Consider the following 12197-nt stretch of genomic DNA (forward strand, 5'->3'; position numbering starts at 1 on the left):
GCACAGCCTCCTTAGAGAGGTAACCAATGGGATGAAAGCCCGTTAATATTACCTTTCCCAGCAAACAACCATCAATAAAATCAGTTCGTCTACTATATATTCTTGATTCAAAATTCTTAAATGCTATTCTTTTTCATTGGAAACGCTTGCAAAATAGCAGATTAGTTGATATATTCTTTACAACAAGTTTAGTTAATTTAACTAAAAGGGGTGGTATGATGGCAACGATGAGAGATATAGCAACGAAAGCTGAAGTTTCTACAGCTACCGTATCTAGAGTTATTAATGGGGACCCTACATTATCCGTAACTGATGAAACGAGAAAAAGGATAATGGAGGTCGTTGATGAACTCGATTACAAGCTTCCAAGAAGAAAAATTAGCAAAGCCTCTGATTCTGTAGAAGTAAAAAATATCGGGCTCGTTATATCCAATGACGAAACGGTTGACCCGTATTTCCTTTCTATGCGACTCGGAGTAGAAAGCGTCTGTGAAAAGTACTCCATAAATATTTCATCTATACTAACAGTCGGTAAAAGTGATTTTACAGCTGCAACACTTAGCCGCTTGGATGGGTTAATCGTCTTCGGAGATGTCGTCATTGAAGATTTACAAGATGTCTATTATCACAACAACAATATTGTGATTGTTGACTTTCTACCCGAAAACAATACCTACGATGTCGTTCTTTCTGACTTCGAAACAGCAACCAGTGAAGTAATGGATTATCTGTTCAACCTTGGTCATACCGATATTGCTTATATTGGCGGACAAGGTGCAATTAGAGGGATTACAACTGAACAAATCATTGCAAAAGAAGATACCCGTAAGCAAATATATGAAAAGAAAATGAAGGAAAAAGGTCTATACAATCCGGAATCTATTCTTTTAGGTGATTTCGGTTCCAATAGTGGTTACTTGTTGACAAAGGAGCTGATTGCATCTACGTCCAATCCAACAGCAATTGTCGTTGCAAGTGATCCAATGGCGATTGGCGTTATGCGCGCCCTGCACGAAGCCGGAATAAAGGTACCCGATGAAATATCGGTGTTCAGCTTTGATGATATTGACTCTGCCGCCTATTTAAATCCATCATTATCGACTGTGAAAATTCATACCGAAGAAATGGGACGGACTGCTGTTAAGCTGTTGTATGATCGCTTGCATAGTGATCGAATATTGCCGCTCAAAGTCATACTCCCAACCGAATTAGTCGTTAGAGATAGTGTAGCCATTAAAAAAGTATAAAAATAAAAAAGTTATATTGGAGGGTCTTATCTATGAAAAAAATGTTTTCGTTACTCGCAGCAGGTATCCTATCCGTCGCTCTACTTGCCGGTTGTTCTGGTGGAAGTGACTCTAAAAGTGATGAAGTAAAAATCGAATTCTTTCACTATAAAACCGAAGCCATTCCTACATTTGCTAAATTGATTGAGAAGTTCGAGGCAGAAAATCCAGCGATTAAAGTTGAACAAGTAAGCCCGCCAGAAGCAGAAGTTGTTTTAAAAACAAGAGTCATGAAAAATGAGATTCCCGATATCATTGGAATCGGTGCCAACAATAACTTTAAAGAACTATCAAAAGCAGGCGCTTACAAAGATATGACAAACGATGAAAACCTAGACAAGATTCAACCCGCTTACTTGCAAATGTTAAGAGATGTCACGGGTTTAGAGGAAATTTATGCTGTTCCTTATGTCGCTAATGCAGTCGGTGTTATTTATAACAAAGCAATCTTTAAAGAGTTAGGCCTCGAGGTCCCAACAACATGGGATGAATTTATTGCAGTGTCAGAAAAAGTAAAGGAATCAGGACAAACTCCCTTCTACTTCACATTTAAAGATGCGTGGACAACACTGCCAGTCTTTAATGTACTTGCAGCAAATACACAAGGCGATGATTTTTATGATGAATTAAATAAAGGTAATGTGCTCGTTGGAACAAGATATAAAGAAGCAGCGGAAAAGTTTGTACAGCTGCTCGATTATGGACATAAAAACCAACAAGGTGTTGCTTACAATGATGGAAACACTGCTTTTGCAAACGGAGAAAGCGCCATGTACTTACAAGGTATTTGGGCAATTCCTGAAATCAAAAAAGCGAATCCTGATATCGATCTAGGTGTTTTCCCTTACCCGCTAACAAACACGCCTGGGGAAAGTAACGTAGTTTCTGGTGTCGATTTACTACTAAGCATAGGCGCATCATCGAAGCACCCTGAAGAAGCACAGAAATTTATCGACTTTCTATTAAAAGAAGAAATTCTAACTGCTTATATTCAAGAACAAAATGCATTCCCAGCCCTAAAAGGAATCTTACAAGAGGATCCATCACTTGAAGGCTTGCAAGAAAGCTTTAAGCAGGGAGCACTCGTTGATTTCCCTGACCACTATATACCGGTAGGTGTCACAGCTGATAAGTCCCTACAAATATTAGCTCAAAATAAAGATGTAGCTGCATTTTTAGATACGATGCAAAAAGACTGGGAAAAGGTTGAAGATCGCAAGTAATACCATGAGAGAAGCTGGTTAATTCCAGTTTCTCTTCCCTTGATAGGGAAGGAGGAATAATAATGAAAAAAGCTAGCCCTGCTTTGACTCCACCAGTGAATTCAAGCAAAAAGAAAAAGCGTAATTCTACCAAAAAAAATTGGGCCTTTTATGCAATGGTAATACCCGCAGTTTTACTCTTTGCCACTTTCCATACGTTCCCCGCTTTACAAGGTATCTATTATTCTTTTACGAACTGGAACGGAATCAGTGTAGCGTATGATTTTGTAGGCTTTAAAAACTATATACATTTGTTTAAAGACAAAGTCGTACTAGATTCGTACAAGTTCACATTTTCATTCGCCGTCATGGCTACAGTTCTTGTAAATGCCATTAGCTTACTCGTTGCAATAGGCCTGAACGCGAAAATAAAAGGACGTAACTTTTTCAGAGCCATTTACTTCCTCCCTAACGTACTAGGCGTATTAATTGTCGGGTTTATCTTCAACTTCTTTTTCACAAATATTCTCCCAAAAATGGGTGAGCAATTAGATATCGATTTTTTGATGGTCAATATTCTTGGCTCAGAAAAATATGCATGGGTCGGTATCTTACTTGTTGTCGTTTGGCAAGCCTGCGCGTTTAATATCATTCTTTATCTTGCTGGATTGCAGACCGTGTCAGGTGAATTATATGAAGCATCTGGTTTAGACGGCGCAAACGCTTGGCAGCAATTTTGGAAAATCACTTTCCCGATGATTGCTCCATTCTTTACAATTAATATGGTTTTGTCGATGAAGAACTTCTTAATGGTATTTGACCAGATTGTCGCTATGACAGGAGGAGGACCCGGTCACTCGACAACATCCATTGCCCTACTTATTTATAAAGGTGGATTCCAAGGTGGAGAATTCGCATTCCAATCAGCGAACGCGGTTATTTACTTTATCCTGATTATGTTGGTCTCTATTTTCCAACTTAAAATCTTGCAAAAAAGAGAGGTGGATATGTAATGAAACAAAGAACAAACTGGCTTGTCACAATTCTGATTACACTTGGCTCGCTAATTATCCTTTTTCCATTATATATGTCCTTCTCAATCGCGCTGAAAGATCCACAGGAACTTGCTAAATCAGCACTGGCATTCCCAACCGTATTTCGATGGGAAAACTTCACAAGAGCAATCGAGGCAACAAACTTTTTTAATGCGTTAAGAAACAGTGCGCTTATTACAGGCGTTACACTTGTACTCACAATTTTATCTAATTCGCTTGTAGCCTATGCAGTGGCAAGAAATATGCATAAAAAGTTCTTTAAAGGCTTATATTTCTACTTTGTCAGTGCATTATTTATCCCTTTTCCAATTATCATGTTGCCTATTGTAAAGCAAACATCTGCACTCGGACTAAATAACCCAGGCGGACTCATCTTGCTTTATGTCGTATATGGTATGGCTATGAATATTTTCATCTATGTCGGATATATCCGGTCCATTCCCAAGGAGCTAGAAGAGGCTGCTATTATTGACGGATGCAATACATGGCAAGTGTTTTGGAAAGTCATCTTCCCACTTTTAACCCCGATTAATGCGACGATTGGTATTTTGACATGTTTATGGGCTTGGAATGACTTCTTGTTGCCGTTAATTATATTAAGTGATTCGGCTCATGCCACACTCCCACTTGTTCAATATGTGTTCCAATCTGAATTCGGGACAGATTACAACTTAGCTTTCGCTTCCTATTTAATGGCGTTAGCACCGATGGTTATTGTCTATCTATTTGCACAAAAATGGATCATTGGCGGCGTTGTACAAGGGTCGGTTAAGTAAAACTATAATATATTTTTGGAGCTGATTTTAGTATGGCGATACATTTTGATGCGAAGAAAAAAACATTTCATTTACAAGCAAACGATACGAGCTATGTCATGGAAATTGTACGTGACGGCTATTTACTCCATCTGTATTGGGGAAGAAAAATACATGACTTTAACTATTCAAATGAAATTCAACTTGTAGACCGTGGTTTCTCTGGGAATCCCTACAAGGAAGATCGAACGTTTTCGCTGGATACATTACCACAGGAATACCCACAGTTCGGGAATACGGACTATCGCAAGCCCGCTTATCAGGTGCAACTTGAAAACGGCTCGACCATTAGTGATTTGCGCTATGAATCGCATATCATTCGAAAAGGAAAACCTGGATTACAAGGTCTTCCGGCTACTTATGTAGAAGACGATAACGAGGCAGAAACATTAGAAATTGTCATGCGGGATGCGTTAACCAATTTAAAAGTTGTGCTTTGTTATACCGTCTTTGAACAGTTTAATGTCATTACGCGATCTGTAAAATTCCTCAATGAAGGAACAGAATCACTTAATTTATTGCGCGCTTTAAGTGTCAGTGTTGATTTTAGGGATGCAGATTTCGATTTCATGCACCTGCATGGTGGTCATGTCAAAGAAGGACATATTGAGCGTCAACCGCTTAGACATGGTGTTCAATCCATTGAAAGTGCAAGAGGCGGAAGCAGTCACCAGCATAACCCCTTCATGGCATTGCTCAGAAAAGGTGCCGACGAGCATACGGGTGATGTGTACGGATTCAGTTTTGTTTATAGCGGAAACTTCCTTGCACAGGCAGAGGTCGATCAATTTAACAATACAAGAGCAACAATGGGCATTAACCCGTTCAACTTTAATTGGAAACTTGAACCGGGAGAGACGTTCCAAACGCCTGAAGCCGTTATGGTATTTTCATCGACTGGGCTTGGTGGTATGTCGAGAACTTTCCATGAGTTATACAGAACTCGGTTAACGAGAGGGATGTATAAGGAGCAAGAACGTCCAATTCTCGTCAATAACTGGGAAGCAACTTACTTTGATTTTAACGCTGATAAAATTCTTGATATTGCCAAAACAGGTCAGGAGCTTGGAATAGAGCTAATGGTTTTGGATGATGGATGGTTCAAGAAAAGAAATAGTGACCACTCGTCACTTGGCGATTGGTTTGTAGATACTGAGAAACTACCAAATGGATTGGAAGATTTGGCTAGCCAAGTAACGGACTTAGGTATGAAGTTTGGTCTGTGGTTTGAGCCCGAAATGATTTCGGTTGACAGTGATCTTTACCGCGAGCATCCCGACTGGTGTCTGCATGTTCCCGGGCGCAACCGCTCGGAAAGCCGTAATCAGCTAGTCCTTGATTTTTCAAGGGCAGATGTTTGTGAAGAAATTACGAAACGTGTTTGTGCGATTTTGGAAAGTGTACCAATTTCCTATGTGAAATGGGACATGAACCGCTCTATGACAGAAGTTGGTTCCGCATTACTGCCAGCTGACAGGCAAAAGGAAACAGCTCACCGCTATATGCTTGGTCTGTATAACGTCATGGAAACTATCACTTCCCGCTTCCCTGAAATTCTATTTGAAAGTTGCTCTGGTGGAGGTGGTCGTTTTGACCCTGGTATGCTTTACTATATGCCTCAAACATGGACAAGCGACAATACAGATGCCATTTCACGCTTGAAAATCCAATACGGTACGAGTATGGTCTATCCGATTATTTCAATGGGTGCACATGTATCAGCCGTTCCGAACCATCAAGTCGACCGAATTACGTCACTCGCTATGCGTGGAGATGTTGCGATGTCAGGGAATCTTGGCTATGAGCTGGATTTAACGAAGCTGACGGAAGATGAAAAAATAGCGGTAACGGCACAAGTGGCAAGATATAAAGAAATTCGCGAGCTTATCCAGTTCGGTGAATTTTATCGTTTGAAGAGTCCTTTTGAAGGTAATGAGACCGCTTGGCTGTTTGCCAATAAGGATAAAACAGAAGTCATTGTGTACTTGTTCCGCGAACTCGCAGAGGCGAATGCAGCAATCGGAAGCGTACGCTTAACAGGCATTGATACAACGAAAAAATATACATTGCTTGGAACGGATAAAATATATGGCGGCGACGAACTTACTTACGCAGGTTTAAGCATTCCAATCGAAATGAAGGGCGACTTCCAAAGTCACGTCTGGCATTTCAAAGCATTATAAGTAAAAGAGAAGACGATGCGTATCCCCTGTTCAACGACATAGGGATCATCGTTTTCTTTCTATACATATGTGTTGAAATAAAGACTCTTACTAAAACCGCTCGGCGCTAGGGGATGCCTCCCGCTGAAGATTATGTCACAATCATAAATTCAACATATGTAGGTTCAACAACGCTAGTTTGTATGGCATATTCAAACATTCAACTTATTTATACATAGAAATGAGGGATTGCAGTGGTTTTACATCATCAAGAACGAATCATAAAAGCTGAACAAGCCCTACAAGTGGCAAGTGAAAAAGTAAAAGACACACCATACCGACTTGGCTATCACATCACAGCTCCCGCTCACTGGATTAATGATCCAAACGGCTTAATTCAATGGAACGGTGACTATCATATATTCTTTCAGCATCATCCATTTGGTCCAAAGGGAGGACCCATGCACTGGGGACATGTGAAAAGCAAAGACCTTGTCCATTGGGAACACCTCCCCGTTGCACTCGCACCAGGAGATGAGTTTGACAAAAGTGGCTGTTTTTCAGGAAGCGCCATTGAACATAATGGCGAATTGCTCCTTTTCTATACAGGCCATAACAATTTGAATGAAGATGGCTCCGATTTCTTTGAAGTACAATGTGTTGCGAAAAGTAGTGACGGCATTCATTTTGAAAAGTTGGCGGGTAATCCGATTATTTCAGAGTCTCCGGAAAATGGTTCCCCACATTTTAGAGACCCAAAAGTTTGGAAACACGAAGATACATGGTATATGGTGTTAGGGAATCAAGTCAATGAGCTAGGCAATGTACTGTTATATGAGTCTACTGATTTATCTACATGGGTCTATCAAGGTATCATCGCACAAAGTAAAGGCAAGATGGGCTATATGTTCGAATGCCCGGATTTTTTCGAACTGGATGGAAAGCATATCTTGCTTTTTTCACCACAAGGAATTGAGCCTGAAGGAGATTTATATCAAAATCTGTATCAGAACGGGACCTATATTGGTGATTTTGATTACCAAACAAAACAATTTTCGCATGGACAATTTACCGAGCTTGATAAGGGCTTTGATTTTTATGCAGGACAGACCTTGCTCGATGATCAAGGAAGACGCATTTTGTTCGGCTGGATGAGCATGTGGGAAACAGCAATGCCAGAACAAGAGCATGGTTGGGCTGGGGCGTTAACATTACCGAGAGAGTTGAAATTCAATGAGTATGGTGAGCTTTCCATGACCCCTATCGAGGAATTACAACAATTAAGAACAGTACAAAACGTAGTTGAGCCCACTACCATTAACGATAACATTCGATTAGCAGCTATTAAAGGTGATCAGCTTGAAATGATTGCTAAGTTTTCATTAAAGGATAGCACGGCTGAAAAATTCGGGATTAATATTCGATGCTCAGCAGATGGCAAGCAGAAAACCGAGATTTTTTATCATACGACTGAAGGTAAAATTGGGATTGACCGTAACCTTTCAGGACATGGCGAGGGTGGAATTAGGCAAAGTATCATTCATGGCCGAGACCGCGAAACACTCAAACTCCATCTGTTTATAGACAAATCTTCTCTTGAATTATTTGTCAATGACGGTGAAACAGTGATGACTGCCCGTATCTATCCAGATGAAACGAGCATCTCTGTTGAGTTATTCAGTGACAATGGAGAAACAAAACTGATTCAACTTGATGCGTGGGAATTGAAGAATAGTTGGGTCAGCATGTGACCATCAAATAGCGCCCACCTATCTTTTTAGGGGGCGCTTCTTTTATGCTTTATTTAGTTGGAACACAACATCTGCAGGCAGAGTTTCTAATCACGGAAGCCGTTGATTAAGCTTTTTCAATATATGTCGTGCAATTTTGAAAGTGATTACAATAACCGACTGCTACCTATAGCTAGTGTTATTTCATTCTATGAAAGTTAAATTTTCATAGGCTTTACTTCACTACCCTGCTTTTTTTGAATTTCCCAATAAAAATCCATATAAAAACTATAGCACCTGCATACAGTAGTAAGCCAAAAATAATTGCCATAGTTTTATTTGTATCTTGGAAAAAGACTTTATATGTTCCGAGAGATAGGCAAAATAAAAATAAGATGATTTCTCTTAAAAACTCATAATCATTCCTCAATAAATACATAAAAGTCTTCATAAAATTAACCTCGCTTACTTTACTTGGGACAAAAGGAAGAATTGCTAAGTCCACTATACCAAACGCAAAACGATATAACAACAAGCCCAGTCTACTACCACTAGGCTCGTTGTTATATTTTTAGTTATACACGTTCAATCATAAACTCAAATGTATAATCTTCGGCTGCGCTAATGCGATATTCTTCGTGGACTGGCGCACCCCAGCTATCATCCCCACCGACACCCATTTGCCTTCCTGCAATCGTAACGAATGTATAATGAATATTTGGTCGTTCATACAGATGGGCCACATGCTCTAATTCAAATAAGGAAGACGCATTTTGTTCGGCTGGATGAGCATGTGGGAAACGACAATGCCAGAACAAAAACATGGTTGGGCTGGGGCGTTAACATTACCGAGAGAGTTGAAATTCAATGAGTATGGTGAGCTTTCCATGACTCCAATCAAGGAATTACAACAATTAAGAGCAGTACAAAACGTAGTTGAGCCCACTACCATTAATGATAACATTCGATTAGCAGCCATTAAAGGTGACCAGCTTGAAATGATTGCTGAGTTTTCGTTAAAAGATAGTACGGCTGAAAAATTTGGTCTTAATATTCGATGCTCGGCAGATGGCAAGCAGAAAACCGAGATTTTTTATCATACGACTGAAGGTAAAGTTGGGATTGACCGTAACCTTTCTGGACATGGCGAGGGTGGCATTAGGCAAAGCATCATTCATGGTCGAGACCGCGAAACACTCAAACTCCATCTGTTTATAGACAAATCTTCACTTGAGTTATTTGTCAATGATGGTGAAACAGTAATGACTGCAGGCATCTATCCAGATGAAACGAGCATCTCCGTTGAATTATTCAGTGACAATGGAGAAACAAAACTGATTCAACTTGATGCGTAGGAATTGAAGAATAGTTGGATAAGGAGTTCTTAACTGACGAGTAATTATAGAAGGAACACATTGTACGACATACTGGAGTGCCCGAAATTGCATCTTCGGGCACTTATATTTTCGAATGGCTTGTTTTGGACACAATATCAATGAGCTTGAACAGTAATCGAAAGGCTTTTCGATTATAACGAAACTGATTCAAACTTCCGATGAAGTACGTATCCAGATCAGGTTGGTAAAACATAAATGTTCCAGTTGAACCTGCATTTCCCCACGCATTATATCTTTTAGGCATCATAAAGGGAACCGTTTTGAAGTTCATTAATCCATAGCCGTAGTCGATACCGATAAAAAACTTCGCCTTATCACTTTTCATTGTAGAAATCGTTTCTTCGCTTAAAATTTCGTGGTTTACCAACGCCTTCATAAAAACAAGTAAATCTTCTGATGTTGAAATAATACCACCTCCTGCATAACTAACACTTAAACTGCGATAGTCTGTGACATTAACTCTTCTCCCATAGAGATGTGCTAGTGGATATTCACCTTCATCCGAAGACAATGAATCACGGAAAAGATACGAGTCACTCATACCGAGTGGTTCAAAAATATAGAAGCGCAGTGCCTCGGCTAAAGGCATTCCAGTCATTCTTTCGATAATCAGCCCTAATATATTGTAACCCGTATCTGAATAATGAAATCCTTTCTCCGGTGGGAAGTGTGCTGTCAAATGCTCTTTGGACCATTCAATAACCTCCTTTGGTTCCCAGTAACGAGAAGGCTGTTCAAATAACAAATCAATCATAGATTTACCTTGTTTTGGCTTATCCTCAAAAAAACAATTTAAGCCTGACGTGTGATTTAATAAATGCTTTATTTTAATATCGTTCGTATAGTCCCTTCCTTTATAAACATGTAGATCACGCAATACATCAGGATCCACATACGCAGTGATTGTATCCTCGTATGTGAGCTTCCCCTTTTCAACCAAGAGTCCGATCAGGATAGAGGTGAACAACTTACCAATACTCGCAATAAAATAAGGTTGCTGGGCATGGGCAGGCATATCGCCTGTCAAACCTTTTGCTGTATGTACATGGATACCATGTTTTTCAGAATGTACTAACAAATAAGCGTTGTGGATATGAGAGTCTTTTTCTACAACTTTATTAAAGTGTTGCTGAATTAATGTCTCCACTCTTTCGTTAACCATTCGCACACCACTCCATTATTTATTTTTGTTCTTCCTCGTTATGACGTGACTGTGCCGCAAGTATTAAATCATTCCCCGTACTTTCTAGTAACTCAATCAACTGCTGTTCATCAAAAGGTACTGGAAGCAACCCATTGACATCCATCACAGACAACCCCATTTGAAATACTTTCATTTTAAACAAAATACTGCCCATTTCCTCGTCAGTGAAACTAGTAAGTGTTGGCGCTTGTTTCATCTGCTGAAGAATCGTATCTCCAGGAGGCTGAACATCTGTCATATACTTCGTATTATTCGTGATAAGGTCTTTAAAAAGAACGGGATAGTCTCTCGAAAATTTCAAACTAGCAATGCCTATATTGAGAAACGGATCTTCTGTATATTTCGTCATGAGCATTTGTTGGGAAATCATATGGATTTGCTGGATAACCGCCATCTTCAACTCCTCGATTTCTGTGAAATTCACATAAATCGGAGCAATGGAGCTGCCCATTTTTTCTGCAACTTTTCTAGCTGTTATTTGATTGATTCCCTCAACTTTTGCAATATCAAAAGCTGCATTAATGATAATTTCTTTCGTAAACTTTGTTTTAGGTGCCATAAACATCCTCGCTTTAGTAGAAAAAATTTTTAAAAGATAACACACGTTATATATCTATCATTATATTACTCTTTTACTGTTTGTAAAGAGTTTTTTTGATTTCAAGTACTAGTTGATAAGACATCATAAAGGGAATCAAACGAGCAGCTGTCACCAGTTCTAATAAATATGATAAGATACCATTTTATCGTTACTAATCTCTTTATCGTTAATTTTTTAAATTCGAAATGACATTGATTTCGTGCTGTTAAAAAGATTTATTATAGGAAGTATGATTGGTGTACCATTAGGTGTTTTCATCTTTATCTCTATGAATATAAATGCCTTAAATTTAGGAGTTGGTGTACTTCTTTTAGTATTGACTCTGCTTTTAATAGGCAATGTGAAAGTTAAATCAACGCCAGTTAGAGATTTCATAGTTGGAGGGATTTCGGGAGTTTTAACAACAAGCATCGGTATGCCAGGCCCTCCATTATTACTTTATTTCACGGGGACGGACACTGAAAAAGGGAAGTTGCGTGCAACAACGTTAGCTTTTTATCTCTTTATTTATTTCATCAGTCTACTAACCCAAATCATCTTTACGGGGACTAACAAAATCATTTGGCAATCTAGTCTTTATGCCATTCCAATGGTGTTCCTTGGTTTGTTTATAGGGCAAATTATTTTCAAATGGTTGAACCAACAGGTTTTTAGGATATTTACATATATCCTTTTAATCTGTACAGGGATTTTTCTTTTAATTGAAAGTTTTGTGTGATGAGTACAATAATTCCGTATAAAAAAG

The 12197-nt window shown here is 39.2% G+C and carries 10 protein-coding genes and 2 pseudogenes; 8 read left to right on the forward strand and 4 right to left on the reverse strand.

Annotated elements, in window-relative coordinates; translation table 11 throughout:
* Nucleotides 1-218 precede the first annotated feature (218 nt).
* The 6 genes from N1I80_RS19985 (at nt 219) to N1I80_RS20010 (ending at nt 8271) form a co-directional block, all read left to right on the forward strand.
* The gene (locus tag N1I80_RS19985; RefSeq protein ID WP_340739585.1) at nt 219-1247 is read left to right on the forward strand and encodes a LacI family DNA-binding transcriptional regulator; all 1029 of its coding nucleotides are present in this window, start codon (nt 219-221) and stop codon (nt 1245-1247) included.
* 32 nt (nt 1248-1279) lie between these two features.
* Nucleotides 1280-2509 (forward strand): ABC transporter substrate-binding protein, encoded by a 1230-nt coding sequence (locus tag N1I80_RS19990; protein WP_340739586.1) that lies wholly within the window; start codon nt 1280-1282, stop codon nt 2507-2509.
* Nucleotides 2510-2664: 155 nt separating this feature from the next.
* The gene (locus N1I80_RS19995) at nt 2665-3501 is read left to right on the forward strand and encodes a carbohydrate ABC transporter permease (protein WP_340740102.1); all 837 of its coding nucleotides are present in this window, start codon (nt 2665-2667) and stop codon (nt 3499-3501) included.
* The gene (locus N1I80_RS20000) at nt 3501-4319 is read left to right on the forward strand and encodes a carbohydrate ABC transporter permease (RefSeq protein ID WP_340739587.1); all 819 of its coding nucleotides are present in this window, start codon (nt 3501-3503) and stop codon (nt 4317-4319) included. Before N1I80_RS19995 ends, N1I80_RS20000 begins: the two co-directional genes overlap by 1 nt.
* A gap of 32 nt (nt 4320-4351) precedes the next feature.
* Nucleotides 4352-6541 carry an alpha-galactosidase gene (locus N1I80_RS20005; RefSeq protein WP_340739588.1) on the forward strand — a complete coding sequence of 730 codons (2190 nt, stop codon included), beginning with the start codon at nt 4352-4354 and terminating at the stop codon, nt 6539-6541.
* Nucleotides 6542-6774: 233 nt separating this feature from the next.
* Nucleotides 6775-8271 carry a glycoside hydrolase family 32 protein gene (locus tag N1I80_RS20010; RefSeq protein WP_340739589.1) on the forward strand — a complete coding sequence of 499 codons (1497 nt, stop codon included), beginning with the start codon at nt 6775-6777 and terminating at the stop codon, nt 8269-8271.
* Nucleotides 8272-8485: 214 nt separating this feature from the next.
* On the opposite strand, the gene N1I80_RS20015 is transcribed toward N1I80_RS20010, so the two are convergent.
* Nucleotides 8486-8701: a hypothetical protein gene (locus N1I80_RS20015; RefSeq protein WP_340739590.1), complete on the reverse strand. Its 216-nt coding sequence runs from the start codon at nt 8699-8701 to the stop codon at nt 8486-8488.
* 124 nt (nt 8702-8825) lie between these two features.
* Nucleotides 8826-9047, reverse strand: a pseudogene (locus N1I80_RS20020) (hypothetical protein); the annotation flags it as partial.
* Between the two features lie 9 nt (nt 9048-9056).
* Between N1I80_RS20020 and N1I80_RS20025 the strand changes: the two are divergent.
* Nucleotides 9057-9605 (forward strand): GH32 C-terminal domain-containing protein, encoded by a 549-nt coding sequence (locus tag N1I80_RS20025; RefSeq protein WP_445683672.1) that lies wholly within the window; start codon nt 9057-9059, stop codon nt 9603-9605.
* 103 nt (nt 9606-9708) lie between these two features.
* Here N1I80_RS20025 and N1I80_RS20030 read toward each other — a convergent pair whose 3' ends face one another.
* Nucleotides 9709-10809, reverse strand: a complete 1101-nt coding sequence (locus N1I80_RS20030; RefSeq protein ID WP_340739593.1) for a serine hydrolase domain-containing protein — start codon at nt 10807-10809, stop codon at nt 9709-9711.
* 19 nt (nt 10810-10828) lie between these two features.
* Complete coding sequence (locus tag N1I80_RS20035) at nt 10829-11410, reverse strand: TetR/AcrR family transcriptional regulator (protein WP_340739594.1); 582 nt, start codon at nt 11408-11410, stop codon at nt 10829-10831.
* A 181-nt stretch (nt 11411-11591) separates the two neighbouring features.
* Here N1I80_RS20035 and N1I80_RS20040 point away from each other — a divergent pair.
* Nucleotides 11592-12170: pseudogene (locus tag N1I80_RS20040) on the forward strand (sulfite exporter TauE/SafE family protein).
* Nucleotides 12171-12197 lie beyond the last annotated feature (27 nt).

This window comes from Sporosarcina sp. FSL K6-3457, assembly GCF_038007285.1.
Taxonomy (GTDB): Bacteria; Bacillota; Bacilli; order Bacillales_A; family Planococcaceae; genus Sporosarcina.